Below are 18,500 nucleotides of genomic sequence, written 5' to 3' on the forward strand. Positions count from 1 at the left end.
TGTATTAAAAATGTAATCTACCAAGTTGATTTTAGTACTCAAATCACTTTCAATATATGGTGTATTTTCAAAAACTTGAGGATTGTTAGTAAACAATGCTTATATTTATGATATCATAAATAAAAGAATGGATAAATTAAGTATATGTTGTTTTTTTATGAAATTTTATATCAATTCGTAAAAATGTAAGCGTAATTATACATGTGACTCTTTTCTTCCTTTTGTGATAAAACTAACTATTTAAGTTTAATCTTTTTTAAAAATTCTATTTATGAGGTTACATCATTACAAACTATTTGTGCTCGCTTTTTTGATATCGGGCATGATGTCTGCCCAACAACAAATCTCTGGAACTGTTCAGGGAGAAGGAGGGCTACCATTACCTGGGGTTAATATTATAATACAAGGTAAATCTACAGGTACACAAACAGATTTTGACGGGCAATACACAATTAATGCCGCTACGGGCGAAGTGCTTGTGTATTCATATTTAGGTTTTGTTACCCAGCAGGTAACTGTATCGGGGCAAAATGAAATTAATGTAGTGCTGAAGGAAGATGTAGGAGTATTAGAAGAAGTAGTTGTGGTTGGATTCGGTACACAATCAAAACGATTGCTAACAGGTAATGTATCGAAAATTGAAGCAGCCCAAATAGGGGGTATTTCTACACCTAGTGTGCAAAATGCATTAATAGCCAAGGCGCCAGGTGTACAAATTACACAAATTAATGGTAAGCTAGAAGGGGGAGTAAAGGTAATTATTAGAGGACTTTCTTCAATATCGGCTTCTCAGGAACCATTATATGTTATTGATGGAATTGAGATGAATAATAGAAATTCGTCCTCGATTGGTGCGAATTTGAACCCTTTATTAACGGTAAATCCAAATGACATAGCATCAATTGATATTTTGAAAGATGCATCTGCTACGGCTATTTATGGTGCAAAAGGAACGAATGGAGTTATACTGATTACAACCAAAAGAGGTAAGGAAGGAAAATCACAAGTTTCTGTTGATCTTTCTACCGCATTTGGAAAACCAACGAATAAAAGAGATTGGTTAAATGCTAGCCAGTATGAAGAATTACTTCGAGAATCTGCATTCAACAGATTTGGGGATCAGGTTGCTGCCGATGATTGGGTAGATAATAGATTGCCAAGATATGAAGGAGATCAGGATTGGAGAACTCTTGATACAGATTGGCAAGAAGAGGCTTTTCAGGATAGCTACATTAATGATCTTAATGTGTCTATTTCTGGTGGAAATGAAAAGACAGTAAGTTTTATATCCGGATCAACTAATGATTCAGAAGGTATTATTAGAGGTAACGGTTTAAAACGTTATAGTATGAGAGCAAATATTGATCACAATGTAAGTAAAAGCCTTAGCGTTGGTGTGAATGCAAGTTACTCTAGCACTGTGATTAATAGAATAGCAGGGGATAATGCATTTGTTACGCCTTTACAAGTTATTGCGCAAGTGCCTACCTCACCAACTCATCTATTAAATGGTGAACCAAATGGTACTGTTGGTACAGGTACCAGAACGTTATATGCTAATTTCTTACTGCAAGATAAACACTCATTTCGTAAAACTTCGATTAGAAGGATTTTAGCCAAAGTATTTGGGGATATAGATATTTTGCCATCCCTAACTTTAAGATCAGAGTTTGGTTATGACTATTTATATCAGACAGTAGATAGAAATACAGGTAGATTAGCACCATTTCAATCTACAAATGGTCAAAGTTTTGCTTCAGATGATGGTACAGAAATACTGTCTACAAATAATTATTTTACTTATGATTATTCATCTGGAGGAGCATCTAGTCTAAATTTTGTTTTAGGTATGACGTATACTAGATTAAAAAATAGAGCTAATTCGGTAACAGGAGATGGTTTTCCTACCGATAGTTTTAGATCTGTCTCTAGTGCAGCAACAATTTCGGCGGGTACTGGTACTTTTACAAATTGGGCACAGCTAGCTTATTTTGCCAGAGCATCATATGATTTTAAAAAGAGATATCTTATAAATGCCACTCTTCGTCATGATTCATCCTCTCGATTTGGTAAAGATAAAAGAAATGCATTTTTCCCTGCAGTTTCGGTAGGTTGGATTGTGTCTGAAGAAAACTTTTTGCATGATTCTAGTATATTATCAAATTTAAAACTTAGAGCCAGTTGGGGAGTTAATGGTAATACTCCTACTGCTAATTTTGGTTCTTTGGCTCTGTACGGAGGTACTAATTATGGAGGTGTTTCGGGTATTGCTTTTACGCAAATAGATAACCCTGATTTAAAATGGGAAGAAACTGCACAGCAAAATTTTGGTCTTGATTTTGGATTTCTAAATAATAGAATAACTGGTGAGATCGATTATTATGTCAAGAAAACAGATGACTTGATATTTAATCAGCGACTTCCATATGAAACAGGTGCTCCTAATAATGCTGGAATACTTAAGAATATTGGAAATCTAGAAAATAAAGGTTTTGAATTTGTGTTAAATACGATAAATGTTCAAACAGATAACCTTACATGGGAAACCAGTTTTAATATTGCTACAAATAAAAATGAAATTGTTAGTTTACCAAATGGTGATGATTTGATCACGGGCCAAAATATTCTTAGAGAAGGAGAACCTATTAATTCTTTCTATATGGTAGAGTATGCAGGTGTGAATCCAGCTAATGGTGATGCAGAATATATTTTGAATACAACCAATGCCGATGGTACAATAAATAGAGGTAGAACTAACGATTTTTCGCAAGCAGAACGAATTATCGCCGGAAACCCTAACCCAGATTTGTTTGGAGGTTTAACAAGTACACTGAATTATAAAACAATTGACTTTTCTTTTACTTTTCAAGGACAATGGGGTGCCCAGGTATTTAATGGTGCTGGACAATACCAGGAAACAGGTTTCGGAAACGGTTTAGATAATCAAGATGTCTATATTTATGAGAATAGATGGCAGAACCCGGGAGATATAACAGATGTACCTCAGGCAAGATTGTTTTTAAATAATGGACACTCTAATAGTACCAGATATTTGCAAGATGCAGATTTTATAAGATTGAGAAATATAACACTCGGATATTCCTTACCACAAAGTGCATTGGATAAATTAGGAATGAATAAGATAAGGCTCTATGTATCTGGGTTAAACCTTCTAACTTTTACAGATTTTAGAGGATATGATCCAGAATCGACTAATGATGATGCTAATACCAATACTAACGTGGGTAGTACTTTTTATTCTGCACCACCAGCAAAAGTATATACACTGGGTGTTAATTTAACATTTTAAAAAAAAAGATAGATTATGAAATTTTTGAAATTTTTGATATTAATTGTGATATTCAGTAATATATCGTGCGAGAATGAACTGGATATAGAACCACAACAAAGTGTTTCTACTGAAGTAGCGACAGCAACAGCAGCAAATATTGAAGCAATTCTTACTGGTGCTTATGATTCTGCAAGAAGTGGAGATCCTACTTTTGGAGGTGGAAATTATGATGGAGATTTGGCAAATATTGCTGTCTTATACGGTAATACAGATCAAATAGAATGGAATGGGACATTTGCTAACTTAAGAGAGTTATTTAATAAAGAGCTGGATAATGTTAATGGTAGTGCTAATGGAATGTGGCGTGATGCTTACTTGTTATTTGGTGCTGTTAATACAGTATTAGCAAACTTAGATAAGTTTGAAGATGAGGATCAAAAAAACAGAGTTGAAGGAGAGGCAATGTTTTTAAGAGGACTCGCATATTTTGATATCATACGTTTGTATGGTCAACAATATAATGCGGGTGGCGGAAATACTCAACCAGGCGTTCCTATTGTTTTGGATCCTCCAAGTCTTGAACGATTAGTTCCTAGAAATTCTGTAGAGGAGGTGTATACGCAAATTGTTCAAGATTTAACAAGCGCTTATAGTAAATTGCCTGATACTAATGGAGACAGGGCCGATAAATATGCAGCTCAGGCAGTATTGGCCAGAGTATATTTGCAACAAGGTAATTATGCTGCTGCAAGAGATGCTGCAGATGATGTGATACAAAACAGTGGGCATAGTTTAATGCCTGATTTTAATGCGGTGTTTGATTCTGATGATAACACAGCAGAAAGTATTTTTTCATTTGTTGTTACAAATCAAGAAGGAGCTAATCGACAAGTACAACATTTTGCAAGCGAAGCTTTAGGAGGTAGAGGAGGCGATATATCTATTGCTCAGGCTTACATAGATAAGTTTGATTCTGCCGCTGATGAAAGAAGAAACTATACCTATACAGACGGAGGATTAACACTAAGCTCTAAGTTTGTGAGACAGTTTGCTAATACTCAGCAGATCAGATTGGCAGAAATGCATTTAATAAGAGCAGAATGTAACTTTAGAGAAAGTACAACTATTGGTCAGGCTCCATTGGCAGAAATAAATGCTTTAAGAGCAAGATCATCCGCTCCTGCGCTTGGCGTATTAACGATTGATTTAATTTTAAATGAAAGAGAATTAGAACTAGGTTTCGAAGGGTTTGTTTTACATGATTATAAACGAACACAACGTAATATAGGGGGATTACCTTATAATGACAATAAGTTAGTTTTTCCTGTGCCTCAGCAAGCAAGAGACAGAAATGATTTGTTAGAGCAAAACCCAGGATATTAAACTAACTTTTTAATATAAATACTACTCTTAATTTTTTATGAGTAAAATTGCCCGCCAATACTATTGGTGGGCAATTTAATTTTTACACTTCTTTGATAGCTATTTTATGATCTGCTTATTCTTCAAAATAAAATTGATGGTTTTTACTATCATAGATGTTATTGATAGAGATAGTTATAACCCAAAAAAAGTTGAAGAAATATATAAAAATGAGGTCTTACAGAACAGCTCTCCTTAGAATTATTAGAAAAGGATGAAACCATATCAAAGAAATGATATGAGTCTTCAAAAACTTTTATAATTATTTAATACTTCAAGGCATAATACTTCCCAAATGATAAACAAACACTTTAATCTTAACTTTTTTGAATTAATTAATAAGTATAGAATTGAAGAGACAAAAAAAATATTAAAAGAAAAGTAATATCAATATGAGAATTTCAATAGTATTGATGTGGCTTATGAGGTTGGTTTTAATAACAAAGTGACTTTCAATAAGTCATTACAGAAATACAATCAAATTACATCATCAGAATGCGTTAAACCCTAAAGGTAAAGGGTTTTGTTTATGGGTAAACTTTCTTCGGTAAAGGGTAAAGGCTTATAGGGGTTACCTTTTTTTATACCTGTAAAATGTTTCTTTGGGCTATAATCATAAATAGGGGGGATGAATGTATTATTTCCATTTAAACTTTGTTCAAGTTTTGTGAAAGTAAATTTGAGTTAGCCATCAAAATATTCTAATCCTTCCTTTTATGGTTATATCTAATAACTATGTTAAGTATTAATTTTTTGAAAACTTTTTTATCTATGAAAGTACATTATTACAAGTTTCTAATGTTATTTTTCTTTGTGTATAGTATTTCTTTTGCACAAGGAGAAAGCATATCAGGAACAGTTACAGATGATAAGGGATTACCTCTTCCGGGTGTGAATGTCCTTATCAAAAATACAAATAACGGAACTCAAACCGATTTTGATGGAAATTATACAATCTCTGCTAGTAGAGGTGCGGTAATTTCTTTTAGTTATGTTGGTTTTGAGACCAAAGAAATTGTAGTTAACGAAAAAACTACTATTAATGCGCAATTATCTACTTCTTCTTCAGAATTGGAAGAGGTTGTTATTGTTGGATTTGGAACAACAACAGAAAAAAAACTAATCCAAAGTATAGGAACCATTAGAACAGCAGCGATTGAAGATATCCCAGCTGTTACAGCACAAGAGTTATTACAAGGACAGGCTAGTGGTGTTCAATTTACTCAAAGTTCGGGTGTACTTGGTTCTGCTAATGTAATTCGTGTTCGAGGAATTTCTTCTCTTAATGGAGGTTCTCAACCACTAATTGTTATTGATGGGGTACCGTTAAGTGATGATATTAATACATTTAATAATGGAGGAAATACAGGGTTAAATCCAATTTCGGATTTAAATCCTCAAGATATTGCTTCTTTTTCGGTACTTAAAGATGCTGCTGCTACAGCAATTTGGGGTTCTCGTGGAGCTAACGGAGTTATCTTGATTAAAACAAAAAGTGGAAAACCTAATACAGACACTAAAATAAATGCAGATGTATGGACTTCATTTACAGATGTGACTGATTTGGTTGACATATTAGATTCAGGTCAATATGCTCAATATCGTTTTGAAAGAGGACAGGCAGGAGCGAGCGGAGGAATTGGTGCTGTTACTGATCTTCCTTTAGAAGGTCCAGATTGGTTAGATCTAGCAACTAGAACTGGATTTTCACAAAATTACAACGTATCTGCTCAAGGTGGTGGAGAAAAAACAAGTTTTTTCTTAGGAACCGGTTATTCTAAATTAGAAGGTGGAATTGTAGGAAACGACCTTAGAAGAATTAATGGAAGAGTTAATTTAAACCATAAAGCAAACCGTTGGTTAGATCTTGGTTTAAATTTATCCGTTACTAATACACTTAATGATCGTATTAATACAGAAAACACAACTTTTGCCCCTTTAACATCTGCATATTTAATTAGACCTTTCATTCAATCAAGAGACGATGAAGGTAATTTTATAAATAATGACTTTATCCAAAATGTTGAAGCGATTGAGGCTTTGCAAGTAAATCAGGTAGAGAGCACCAGAGTTATTGGTAATATGAGTGCTACAATTAAGTTTACAGATAATCTTAATTATAAAGGTTCTTTTGGAGTTGACCGAAGTCAAATTGATAACTTTACAAGAGTCCCCGAATTAATAGACCCTTCTGCAGATGGAGGAACTACACCTGGAGGTAATGCTCAGAATTTTATTGCAAATGATAATAGAATTATAACAGATCATACCTTAAATTTTAATAAAACATTTAGTGATATCCATACTGTTGGTGCAGTAGCTGGGATATCATACCAGGAGACTACCTTTAATAATATAAATGTAGCAACCGAAGATTTCCTTTCTGACGATTTGAGAAATGTCGGAAATGGTGCTGTTCCAACTTTAACGACTCAGTCTAGAGCCAAAAGAAGTTTGTATGGAGCATTTGGAAGAGTTAATTATGATTATAAAAGTAAGTACCTTATTGAAGGTTCTTTCAGAAGAGATGGTTTCTCAAGATTTGGAGCTAATAACAGATTTGGTAACTTCTGGTCGGTAGCTGCAGGATGGGTAGTTTCTGAAGAAGAATTTATACAACAAATAGAAGCAATTAGTCTTTTAAAGTTAAGAGCTAGTTATGGTACTTCAGGAAATGATAGAATTGGTGGATCTTTTCCTTCTTTAGGATTATTTGGTTCTGCTGTACCTGCTATAGCTGCAACCTATAATTATAATGGAAGTGGTGGTTTGGCACCAACTCAAGCAGGTAATGCTGATTTGACATTTGAAGAGAGTGCAACATTAGATTTAGCTTTAGAATTAGGGTTGTTTAGAAACAGAATAAATTTTAATGCAACTTATTTTAAAAAGAAGACAACAGATTTATTATTAAACGTACCGGTGACCGAGATTACAGGTTTCCCTACGATTACAGCTAATGCTGGTGAACTAGAAAATAGAGGTTGGGAATTTGGATTGAATACGAAAAATGTGATCACCGATAACTTTACATGGTCTACAGACTTTAATATCTCTTTTATTGAGACAGAGGTAATTTCTTTACCAGGAGCAAATGATTCTCCAGAAGGAAGGTTCATTGAAGCTGCAGGCGCAAGACAAAGAGCAATAGAAGGGCAGTCAACAAATAATTTCTATTTAGTAAGATATGTAGGAGTAAACCCTCAAACTGGAGATGCAGAATATTTGGATAGAGATGGTAATGTTACAACTACACCAAATTTTGATACAGATAGGGTAGTTGTAGGAGATGCTTTACCAGATTTTTATGGAGGTATTACAAATACATTTACATATAAAAACTTTGATCTTAGTTTCTTAATGTCATTTACTTATGGTAATGATATATTCCTTGATGGATTACGATTTGTTGGTGCACCAGATAGAGTAGGGTCTTTTAATCAATCGGTTGATGTATTAGATTACTGGAAACAACCTGGAGATAACGCGACGTATCCAAGATTAGGGAGTTCAACAGAAAATCTTTATAGACAATCTTCTACGTTTCAGTTAAGAGATGGATCTTTCTTAAGAATGAGAAACTTAACTTTTGGTTATACACTACCAGATAGCCTATTGAAAAACAGTAAATTATTCAAGAAGGTAAGAGTATATGCAACTGGTAATAACTTATTTGTGATAAAAGGAGATAGCAATTTAGATGGCTTTGATCCTGAGGTAACTGATGATATTAATCCATTAGTACAAGGAGAGACTTTCTTTACTGCTCCACAGGCAAGACAGTTCTTAATTGGAACCAGAATCACATTTTAAATCTAAATACATAGGATATAATGAAAACAATTCTTAAAAAATATAAAATACTGCTATTAATTGGAGTTTTAAGCTTCACCTATAGCTGTGATGATGAACTTGAAATCGATCCAGAAGATAATCTTACTGAGAATGTAGTTTTTTCTTCAGAATTTGCGATTAGAGGAGCACTTACTGGGTTGTATGGACAAGCTCGAGAAGTTGATGCTTTAAATGGTAATAGATATGCTCTTTCAGGAATACAATCAGACGAACTAACGTTCGTAGGTTCTTTTCCTACATTAGCAGATTTGTTTGAATATGCTACTCAGGCTACAAATACTACGACCCAAGAATCTTGGGATGAAGCTTATGAAATCATTAATAATGCTAATTTCATAATAACTAAAGTTCCTGAAGTAGATATCATAGGTTTTACAGATGAAGAAAAAGCACTTGTAGTAGCTGAGGCTAAATTTATGCGTGCTGTGATGTATTTTGAAATGGCTAGAGTATATGGGCAACCAATTCAGTTTGATAATGGTAATAACCTTTGTATTCCTATTTCTACTAAACCTTTTGATGGAGATGCATCTCCAACAGATTTCGAACTTCCTCGTTCGACAGTAAATGAAGTACATGCTTTTATCATTCAGGACTTAGAAGATGCTATAGCTGGATTACCGGTTGGTACAGATAATACTAGAGCTTCTAAAGGTTCAGCACAAGCTTTATTGGCAAGACTTCGCTTATATAGAGAAGAATGGTCTGAAGCAGCTAATTTAGCAAATGAAGTTATTAATTCTGGTTCTTACCAATTTGGGACTAATTACTCATTTTTTAAGACATTAGCGAACGAAAGTGTATTCGTCTTAGCAAATAATGCTACAGATGGTGCTTTTGGAGGTAGTGGTCTACACAATTTTGCAAACCCTTCTCCTGCAGGTAGAGGAGATCTTTATTATTCAGATTTCTTAGTAAATAGTCTAGAAAGTGGTGTTGCAGCTGTAGGGAATACAGAAGGAAAAGATTTAAGACTGGTTGGTGTATCAGCTCCTGGTAACGATGCAAATGGTGTAGAAGAAATTTTCCAAAATAAAATTAGTGCTACTGGTAATGATCCATTACCTATAATTAGAATTACAGAAATGTATTTTATTAGAGCTGAAGCTAATTTAAGAGGGGGTTTATCAGTTGGTGATACTCCATTAAATGATATTAATCTTATCAGAGGAAGAGCTGGTATTGTAGATTTGGCAGCGGTAACATTAGACGATATTCTTGAGGAAAGATTAAAAGAATTCGCAAATGAAGGCCACAGAAGAATGGATCTTTTACGAAACAGATTGCCATTAAGACAATCAGGAGATGCTCAGTTTGCAGCTTCTGCGTTTGGTGCCGATAAAACTATATATCCGATACCTGCGACTCAAATAAATTCTAACCCAGCATTACAGGGACAACAGAATCCAGGTTATTAATTGGAAATACATACTGTTTGTTATATAAACAAAATAACCCGTCAACTCATAGTTGACGGGTTATTTGTTTTTAGCTTATCTGTTTAATTTCTTTGATTCAAATTGGGGATCTGTAAAAATTTGAAACAAACTTCTATAAGGCATTTCCAAAGTTTTATATCACCACAACTTAAAGTCGCTAGAAAATATATAAGCAGGATTTGTTTATGTTGTTTAGAAACAATTGATTACTGCTTTTTTCTATACGCGAAAAAAGAGAAAAAGTTTTAGATTTGATGTGAATGTATGCACGTTCCTGTGTCTTTAGAATAGACTATATTTTCGAATTACAAAATATACGTAGATTGTATGATTAAAGTTGCCTGATCTTGTTTAGTTTGGCTTTCCAAACATCTAAGTTTTCTTTATATTTTTCGATATTTTTTCGTACATCTCTTACCATTGGATTGTCATCTTTGGCATGTTTGAAGAACTGAAGATTGTTTTCTAATTGACGGATTTCGCCATTAACTTCATCGATTTTTTTGCGAATAAAGCTCTGTTCGTTTCTAAGAGCTCGATCATCACTCTGGCCGGATAAAGTATTTAGTTTATTTTCGTATTTAATCAGTTCTGTTTCTTTACGACCCAAATTAAGTTGCTGAAAGAAACCATCCAGAATTTTATTATATTCTGCTTCTATATTTTTCTTTTTATATGGCACTCTACCTAAAGTTTTCCAGGTAGCAATGTTTTCTTTTATAGTTTTAAGATCGACTTCGGTATCCCCAGAAAGCTCTAGTTTTTTAAGAGTTTCGATATGTTCCTGTTTCTTTTCTAAAGAGATGAGCTCTTCTTTATTAGCTTCATTTCTTTCTGCATGAAGTCTATCAAAATAAGAATTACAGGCGTCTTTAAACCTTTTCCAGATTCTATCACTATCTTTTCGAGGGACATGACCAATCTTTTTCCAATCAGATTGAATTTTTTTCATAAGTGGAGTAATAGCAGTAAAGTCATCACTATCCTTATTATCTTCTGCTATCTGGATCAGTTCCATTTTTTTATTTAAATTATCAAACTGATCTTTTTTAAGGCCTTTATAAAACGCATTTTTATTACGATTAAAATCTCTTACAGCAGTTTTAAACTCGCTCCAAGTTTGTTCATTTAGATTAGAAGGTACTTTTCCTGCTTTAAAAAAATCATCCCTTAATGCTTCAATTTCTTTTATTTTTTGTTGCCAACCATTATGGTTTTTAGGATGATCCTGGCTAACTTCAATGATTTTTGCAATGATCTCTCTTTTAACTTCTAGGTTTTGTTCATAGATCTTATCCTGATCTTTAAAATACCTCTGGCGATTTTCATGAATTTGTTTTGTTAATGCACTAAATTTTTCCCAGATAGGTTCTCTATACTCTTTTCCGACAGGCCCCAGATCTTCTTTCCACATTTTATGAAGCAGCTGCAATTCTCTAAAAGCTCTATTAACATCGGTCTCTTGTGCTAATTCTGTAGCACGCTCAATAATCTTAAGTTTTTGCTCAAGGTTATGTTTAAAATCAAGATCTCTAAATTCTCTGTTTAAATGCAGAAAATCATAAAAATTCTCAGTATGATGATGATAGGTATTCCATACAGTATTGTATTTATCTCTTGGTATAGGGCCCGCATTGCGCCATCTTTCCTGAATACTTTTAAAATGATTGTATGTTGTATTTATGTTTTCGTCTACATTAAGTAAGCCTTTTAATTCATCAATCAATTCTAATCTTCTTTTTAGATTTTCCTGAAGATCTTTTTTAAGATTTTGGTAATATGAATTTCGTTTTTCTTTATAATCAAAATAGACAGAATTAAATTCTTTTTTTATTGGCGTAGAATAATAGAAATCTATAATATCACCACCATCGGCCAAGAATTCTTCCTTTTTTTGTTCTACTTCTTCATTAAATTTTTCATTAAACTCACTTTTAATTTCCTCAACGTGTTCTCTAATTGCCTGAATTTTTTCATTTTTGATCAACTCTCGTAATTCTTTGACCAATTCTTCTTTATTCATGGCATGATAATCCTTCTTCTCGATATTATGACGCTCTATGGTGCTCTCATCTTCGCTATGCTCAGCGATAGCTTCATCCATTTGATCTTGAATTTGATCCTCACCAGCAGGAGTTTTAGGCTTTGATTCTTCTTTTTGCGAAGTAGTTGCATTGCTACTCTCGTCTACAGATGGCGTTGTGTTATTTTCTGAAGTAACTTCATCTGCAGTAGGCGCGTTTTCTTGTACGGCATTATCAGCATCTAGTATTTCTTCTGTAGTTACACTACTGTTTTCAGACTCAGAATCTTTTTCTATGGCATCTGTAATTTGTGGACTAACCGATGTTTTAGATTCTTCGTTTTCAGAATCTTCTTCTATGACATCTGTAATCTGTGGATTAACCGATGTTTTAGATTCTTCATTTTCAGAATGATCTGTGTTTTCAGTAGTTACTTCATCAGAATCATCTGATTTAACAGCTTCTAGATTTTCAGTTTCTAAGTTTACGTCTAAAATCTTAGTCTTATTTTCTTCATTTCCATCTGCCTGAGGCAGGTTATCACGTGTGGACATTGTGTGAGCGTTTTTGTTTGTCTGAGTTTAATGCCTGACTAAGATACTAACATATTAGAAAAACTCAAAGTTATTGAAAGGTTTTAAGACTACTTAAAAAGGGTTTTGGTAAGAATTTTATGACAAAATGAGCCAAAAATTACATATTCCAGATTTCCCAAGCCTTTTCTGCTTGCAGTATTAACATTTGTAATCCGTTAGAAACAGTAGCTCCTTTTTCTTTTCCTTTACTCATAAAAGTAGTTTCATTCGGATTATAAATCAAATCGTATAAAACATGATTTTTGGTAATATATTCATAAGGGATATCTGGGTAATTATGAATGTTCGGATGCGTTCCTAAAGGGGTACAGTTGATTATTAGTTTGTATGCATGTATAATATCTTCATCGAGATCGCTATAACTTAGTTCATTAAAATCAGGATTACGTGATACAAATGTATAATCGATATTTGAATGATTTAATGCATAAGCAATAGCTTTTGAAGCTCCTCCTGTACCAAGAATTAATGCCTTTTTTATCGTTTTGTTGAGTAAAGGCTTTAAAGATTCTGTAAAACCATAATAATCGCTATTATATCCTTTTAATTTTTGATCTTTATCAAACTTTATGACATTTATTGCTCCAATTTCTTTGGCTATTGGGTCCAGATCATCCATATACTGAATTACTTCTTCTTTATAAGGTATGGTTACATTTAAACCTTGTACATTAGGATCTTTGGTAACTTCAATAAAATCTTTAATTTGGGTGAGATCAAAGTTGTTATATTCACAATCTAGATTTTCTTTTTCAAATTTTTCTGAAAAATAACCTTTAGAGAAGGAATAACTAATGTTTCTACCTAATAAACCGTATATTTTTTTCATTTTGAAGTTTTTAGCGTTTTTTGGCCATACCATTCTAACCATAAAACGATGCCAATACCTACGAGAATATAAAAAATCCCAATATAGGTTTCGATAGTTGTAAAATCAGGAAAATAACGATCGTAATTATCGAGTATAGGATTACCCAATGCATCAATTTGTGTGTTTCCTAGAGTATCAACTTTATAAATTTTATTCTTCCAGGGCCAAACGACACCTAGAGAACCGGTTATAAATCCAATGATCGCTGCAAAAGTTGCATTTTTATAGTGTTTTAAAACATATCCTAAAAAATGGGATAAGGTAACTAAACCTGTTAATGAACCAAGACTAAATACAATAAGTACTTTTAGTAATCTAATTCTGTGAGCATCTTCTATAAATGAAAGGTCCCAACGTATTAGATCGGCTATTGTATCATATAACGCATTTACAGAATCAACCAGTAAAAGAACGTAATTACCTAATAAAATAAGAATAAAAGAACCAGATAATCCAGGTAATGTCATACCTGATACACCAATAATACCACAGATAAATACAAACCAAAGATTGTCATTTTCTTTTGCAGGAGCCAATAAACTAATACTAACCCCAACAACGATACCTATAATAATAAGACAAATGTTTCTTCTATTCCAATCGTTAAAATCTTTTACTATATAATAAATAGAGCCCATGATCATCCCAAAAAATGCTGCCCATACATATAATTCATAATGAATAATGAGGTAATCCAGAATTTTAGAAACACTAAAATAGCTAATTAACATTCCTAAGATTAAAAGGCCAAGAAATCGTCCGTTTATGTATCGCCAAAAGCTTTTAAACCTAAAATTGATAAAAAGCTTAAATGCTTTAAAATTTATTTTCTGAAGAGAATAGATAAACTCTTCATAAAACCCGGCAACAAATGCAACTACACCGCCAGAAACGCCAGGGACTTTATTTGCAGCACCCATCGCAAGACCTTTAATAACAAGGAAAAGTCTATCAGTAAAGGTTCGGGTACTTTGTTGCATTGGTTAGTCTGGTTTTTTTACAGAAAGGCGTTCTAAGATAAGGATTAATAGAAAACCTATAGCTATAAAAAGTAAAACCCAAATCATTTTAATATCACCTTCAAATTGACTTGGTAGAATGCTCTTTTCTATGAAAGGAACCTCGATTCCTTCAGAATTTGTTCTCCAGGATTCGACTTTTTTCCAGGGCCATAACTTATTTAGTGAGCCTATCATAAACCCCGTAAGTATAGCTAAAGTCATGTTTTTATGATGTTTAAACATCCAGTTAAGTGCTTTAGAAAACAATTTCAACCCTATAGCGGCACCAATAGCCATGATTAATATTTTATAAATAGCCTGCCACAAGATATCAAAATCCATTTGTACAATTCCGTTACGTAATTGGTTCAGAATATCAATAGCTGTTTGGTAAACTCCAAGGATAAGTAGTATAAAAGCTCCTGATACTCCTGGTAATATCATGGCAATGATTGCAATGAATCCACAAAACATAAGATACCAGTTACTATCTGGTGAAGCCAGAGGTTCTGCTATAGTGATAAAATAAGAAAGTACTGCTGCCAGAATAATACCAATGATTACTTTTGGTTTCCAGGTAGTGATTTGTTTTCCAATATAAACGATACTGGCAAGAACTAATCCAAAGAAAAATCCCCAAAGTAATAAAGGTTCATTATGAAGTAACCACTTTATAAGTTTTGCAAGAGAAAGAATACTGGTTACAATACCTAAAAAAAGGGCTGTTAAAAAAGATAGGTTATATTTTTTCCAGGAAGTTTTAAATCCTTCTTTCTTCCAAACCGAGAAAAACCCAAGATCTAGTCTATTAATAGTTTCAATCAATTCTTCATATATGCCAGATATAAATGCAATAGTTCCCCCAGAAACTCCAGGAACTACATCTGCTGCTCCCATTGCTAATCCTTTTGCAGAGATGATAAGGTAATCCTTAAGATTTCTTTGCATTCTTATTGTTTTTGATGTTTTAAGTTAAAACAAATGTATGGATTTTTGCAATGTAATCGATTAGAAAAAAAACAGTCTTTTTTAGAATTATTGGTATTCAGAAATAATGTTTCTAACAAGAGTAAGATTAAAAATCTTTTCAAAAAGTTCTTCCAGAACGATATGATATTCATAGTCAAGATCTAAGGCTTTTCTAATATGAAACTCACCTTTTTGATAATCTTGTAGTTCATAGTATAAACCAGCAAGTCTATATTGAATTTCTGCATTATCGGGATAAAACTCTATAGCTTGGTGTAAATTTTGTATTGCAGCATTTGACTCTCCTATAAACCTAAGAATATCCGAACGATTTAACCAGGTTTCTAGTTCATAATTCCCTAACTCGATCGCTTTTCTATATCCTCGTTCTGCTTCTTCAAAAAAAGCAAGTCTATTGTTTATTTTTGCGTAACGTTTCCAGTATAAAACATTTTCACCATCAATGTTTATAGCTTTGTTTGTATAGTATAGCGCTTTTTGATAATCACGTTTACGCATGTAGAAATCAGTGATGGCTATCCATCCTTTATCTAATAATGGATCTTCATGTACAGTTTTGGAATAGTGTTGAATAGCAAGGTCATCTACACCTAGTTTTTCATAACATTTTCCTATTCTTAGCAAAGCAAAAGAAGTAGGGTCATCTAGTTCTAATGTTATTCTATAGTTTTCTATAGCTTCATTATGCCTTTTTAGTTTTTCTAATACTTTTCCTTTTTCTAAATAAGCACCAATAAAATATTCATCACTTATAATTGCAAAATCATAAGCTGCTAGTGCTTTTTCATATTCTTCTAGATCAAAATATTGTTTACCAACCTGATGCCAGGCGACTTCACAATATGGATTTTTATTTAGAAACATGTTTAGATATTCGATAGCTTCTTCATGTTGTTCAAGAAAATCAAAACAGTATATCACATTATATAAAGCAGAGTAATCCTGATCATCTGCTTCGAGACATTTCATAAAATTGATTTTTGCATTTTCAAAATCATCCATAAAAAGATACTCCATTCCTATAAGGGAATACACATCAGCAGCATCATTTGTATAGCTAAGTGCCATCATTAATAACTCTATGGCTTTTATATGATCGTTTTGTTTAGAAAGAATATTAGCTTTTTGAATGTAGATTTCTTCATTTTCTGGTTCTATAGCATGTAGCTGAGCCAAAAGATTGTCTGCTTTATCTAAGCGATTTTCAAAAACGAGAACTTCGACTTGCAATAATTTAAGATTAACAGACGATGGATGTTGAGAAAGTCCCAAAGAAATTGCCTTTTTTGCCTTAGCAATTTTTCCATTTTCTAAATAGTGATGAATAATAGATTCAAATTCATCTGAATCAAAAAATTTAACATCATTAGATCTCAGCATAGACTCGTATCGAGTAATCGAGAAATTATTTTCTTCTTCTTCGTGGTTAAATCTCATACACGTTGATTAAAGATGCTCAATAAATCATAAAATTGATGTAAATACTTTTTTTGTTTTCCCCAACAAATAAAAGTATCTAATAAATCCATTACTTAATTTATTTTCGCATTATTGATTTCCTCAGTATTAAAATTACAAATGAAATTGAATAATAATACTTCAAAAACCAATTGTTTTTAACAAACTAATTAACAAAATACGTACCATTATATAGATAATGATATAGAGTTTTTCTTTTATAGAAGCCGAAATGTATTAATGAATTTGTGAAAATAATGGATGGTCTACTAAAGATACGGTTTTTTTAATAAAACTTCAATGATTACCGCTTAAATTTTGTTGTCTAATATTTGATCTAAAGCAGTAAGGATAATTTGACATCCTTCTCTGATTTCACTTTCGGATATAGTAAGTGGTGGCGTAATACGTACTGCAAGAGGCTCAAAAAGTAACCAAAATAAGATTAATCCATGGTCTTGACATTTTAATATAACTTGATTTGTTATTTCTGCAGAAGGAGTTATAAAAGCTAACATAAGCCCCAGTCCTCTAATTTCTTTAATTAATGGATGAACTAATAGTGACCTGAATAGTTTTTCTTTTTCTAATGTAGCTGCCATTACGTCACTCTCTGTAATTTCCTGTAATGTTGCCAAAGCGGCAGCTGCAATGACAGGGTTTCCTCCAAATGTTGTAATATGGCCTAATTTGGGGTTGTCCTGTAATTGATCCATCATTGTTGTCGAAGCGGTAAAAGCCCCAATCGGAAGTCCGCCACCCATTCCTTTTCCCATTACTACAATATCAGGAACGATACCATAATGTTGAAAGCCAAATAATGTACCAGTTCTTCCGAATCCAGGTTGTATCTCATCTAGAATTAACAGCGCTCCAACTTCTTGACACTTCTTTTTTACTTTTTTTAGATACTCATATTTAGGTTCGATAAATCCCGCTCCTCCTTGTATGGTTTCTAAGATAACTGCTGCGGTTTTGTGTGTGATTTGTTGTATCTCTTTTTCGTCATTAAACGTAATAAAAGAGGTGTCAGGAATTAATGGCCTAAATGCTTGTTTGCGTTCTTCATATCCCATTACACTCATAGATCCCATAGTGTTGCCATGATATGCTAGTTTTGCCGCAATAATCTGACTTCGACCTGTAACTCTTCGGGCTAATTTTAAAGCCCCTTCAATAGCCTCGGTTCCTGAGTTGGTTAAGTAGGTTTTTTCTAATGGATGGGGTAGGTGAGAAGCCAATAATTTGGTAAGTTCTACAGCAGGTTGTTGTACGTATTCGCCATACACCATGACATGTAGATATTTATCTAACTGATTCTTTACTGCACGTATTACTCTAGGGTGCTTATGTCCTAAACTACAGGCTGATACTCCAGCAACAAAATCCAAATACTTTTTGTTATTAGTATCATAAATATAACTACCATTAGCATGCGAAACTTCTAAGGCTAATGGATGCGGGGTAGTTTGAGCTTGATATTTGAAAAAATCCTGTTTCAAGATTGTTTTTTTACTAGATTATCGGGTTTGAATGCGTTATCCGATATTTT

At 33.1% G+C, this 18,500-nt stretch carries 10 protein-coding genes; 4 read left to right on the forward strand and 6 right to left on the reverse strand.

The window, feature by feature from the left end; translation table 11 throughout:
• Positions 1-271: 271 nt before the first annotated feature.
• The 4 genes from DK441_RS10195 to DK441_RS10210 all read left to right on the forward strand — a co-directional run bounded on the left by DK441_RS10195 (position 272) and on the right by DK441_RS10210 (position 9,987).
• Entirely contained in the window at positions 272-3,310 is a 3,039-nt protein-coding gene (locus DK441_RS10195) for a TonB-dependent receptor (RefSeq protein ID WP_109098646.1), read from the forward strand.
• A 15-nt stretch (positions 3,311-3,325) separates the two neighbouring features.
• Positions 3,326-4,675: a RagB/SusD family nutrient uptake outer membrane protein gene (locus DK441_RS10200; protein ID WP_109098647.1), complete on the forward strand. Its 1,350-nt coding sequence runs from the start codon at positions 3,326-3,328 to the stop codon at positions 4,673-4,675.
• 810 nt (positions 4,676-5,485) lie between these two features.
• Complete coding sequence (locus DK441_RS10205) at positions 5,486-8,527, forward strand: TonB-dependent receptor (protein ID WP_160112035.1); 3,042 nt, start codon at positions 5,486-5,488, stop codon at positions 8,525-8,527.
• Positions 8,528-8,547: 20 nt separating this feature from the next.
• Positions 8,548-9,987: a RagB/SusD family nutrient uptake outer membrane protein gene (locus DK441_RS10210; protein ID WP_109098649.1), complete on the forward strand. Its 1,440-nt coding sequence runs from the start codon at positions 8,548-8,550 to the stop codon at positions 9,985-9,987.
• A 352-nt stretch (positions 9,988-10,339) separates the two neighbouring features.
• Here DK441_RS10210 and DK441_RS10215 read toward each other — a convergent pair whose 3' ends face one another.
• From DK441_RS10215 to DK441_RS10240, 6 genes are all read right to left on the reverse strand, one after another.
• The gene (locus DK441_RS10215; protein WP_109098650.1) at positions 10,340-12,586 is read right to left on the reverse strand and encodes a DUF349 domain-containing protein; all 2,247 of its coding nucleotides are present in this window, start codon (positions 12,584-12,586) and stop codon (positions 10,340-10,342) included.
• Positions 12,587-12,725: 139 nt separating this feature from the next.
• The gene (locus DK441_RS10220; protein WP_109098665.1) at positions 12,726-13,457 is read right to left on the reverse strand and encodes a shikimate dehydrogenase; all 732 of its coding nucleotides are present in this window, start codon (positions 13,455-13,457) and stop codon (positions 12,726-12,728) included.
• A complete protein-coding gene (locus DK441_RS10225; RefSeq protein ID WP_109098651.1) occupies positions 13,454-14,479 on the reverse strand; it encodes a DUF368 domain-containing protein in 1,026 nt (341 codons plus the stop codon). The genes DK441_RS10220 and DK441_RS10225 overlap by 4 nt, the downstream gene beginning before the upstream one ends.
• 3 nt (positions 14,480-14,482) lie before the next feature.
• Complete coding sequence (locus DK441_RS10230; RefSeq protein WP_109098652.1) at positions 14,483-15,448, reverse strand: DUF368 domain-containing protein; 966 nt, start codon at positions 15,446-15,448, stop codon at positions 14,483-14,485.
• A gap of 87 nt (positions 15,449-15,535) precedes the next feature.
• On the reverse strand, positions 15,536-16,927 hold the full coding sequence (locus DK441_RS10235) for a tetratricopeptide repeat protein (RefSeq protein WP_109098653.1): 1,392 nt from the start codon (positions 16,925-16,927) through the stop codon (positions 15,536-15,538).
• A gap of 332 nt (positions 16,928-17,259) precedes the next feature.
• Complete coding sequence (locus tag DK441_RS10240; protein ID WP_109098654.1) at positions 17,260-18,450, reverse strand: aspartate aminotransferase family protein; 1,191 nt, start codon at positions 18,448-18,450, stop codon at positions 17,260-17,262.
• Positions 18,451-18,500 lie beyond the last annotated feature (50 nt).

This window comes from Aquimarina sp. AU58 (genome assembly GCF_900312745.1).
Taxonomy (GTDB): Bacteria; Bacteroidota; Bacteroidia; order Flavobacteriales; family Flavobacteriaceae; genus Aquimarina; species Aquimarina spinulae.

Coding starts and splice junctions, on each gene's coding strand:
- DK441_RS10195 (WP_109098646.1), top strand. CDS start 272: ATGAGGTTACATCATTACAAACTATTTGTGCTCGCTTTTTTGATATCG.
- DK441_RS10200 (WP_109098647.1), top strand. CDS start 3,326: ATGAAATTTTTGAAATTTTTGATATTAATTGTGATATTCAGTAATATA.
- DK441_RS10205 (WP_160112035.1), top strand. CDS start 5,486: ATGAAAGTACATTATTACAAGTTTCTAATGTTATTTTTCTTTGTGTAT.
- DK441_RS10210 (WP_109098649.1), top strand. CDS start 8,548: ATGAAAACAATTCTTAAAAAATATAAAATACTGCTATTAATTGGAGTT.
- DK441_RS10215 (WP_109098650.1), bottom strand. CDS start 12,586: ATGTCCACACGTGATAACCTGCCTCAGGCAGATGGAAATGAAGAAAAT.
- DK441_RS10220 (WP_109098665.1), bottom strand. CDS start 13,457: ATGAAAAAAATATACGGTTTATTAGGTAGAAACATTAGTTATTCCTTC.
- DK441_RS10225 (WP_109098651.1), bottom strand. CDS start 14,479: ATGCAACAAAGTACCCGAACCTTTACTGATAGACTTTTCCTTGTTATT.
- DK441_RS10230 (WP_109098652.1), bottom strand. CDS start 15,448: ATGCAAAGAAATCTTAAGGATTACCTTATCATCTCTGCAAAAGGATTA.
- DK441_RS10235 (WP_109098653.1), bottom strand. CDS start 16,927: ATGAGATTTAACCACGAAGAAGAAGAAAATAATTTCTCGATTACTCGA.